Here is a 343-nt window from a genome sequence, read left to right as displayed (position 1 = left end):
CCCGACGACGGCGCGCTTGAGCTGCGCCTTGCTGCGCGCCGGCTCCTTGCGGGTCACCGCCTGCTTCAGGTCGCCGTTGAGCCCCTCGTCCGGGTTCAGCTCCGGGCTGTAGCCGGGTAGGTAGAAGACCTCGATCTCGGCCTCACGCCCGACGAGCCAATCGCGGACCTTGGCCGAGCGATGGACCGGCAGGCGGTCGAGAATGAGGCAGACCTTCTGCCCGGCGTCCCGGACCAGACGGGCGAGGAAGCGGAGCAGGTCCGGCGCCTTGATGGCGCCGTCCAGCACCATCCAGCGCAACTCGCCCTTGTTGGTCACCGCCGAGATCAGGCCGAGGTTGGCC

1 protein-coding gene is annotated in these 343 nt (G+C 69.7%); it reads right to left on the bottom strand.

The annotated features are described in order from the left end of the window. On the bottom strand, nucleotides 1-343 hold a 343-nt coding region (locus E2C06_RS37065), incomplete at both ends, for a transposase (protein WP_133293444.1).

This window comes from Dankookia rubra (genome assembly GCF_004355005.1).
Lineage (GTDB): Bacteria > Pseudomonadota > Alphaproteobacteria > Acetobacterales > Acetobacteraceae > Paracraurococcus > Paracraurococcus ruber_A.
This window is presented reverse-complemented; position numbering and strand designations above follow the sequence as displayed.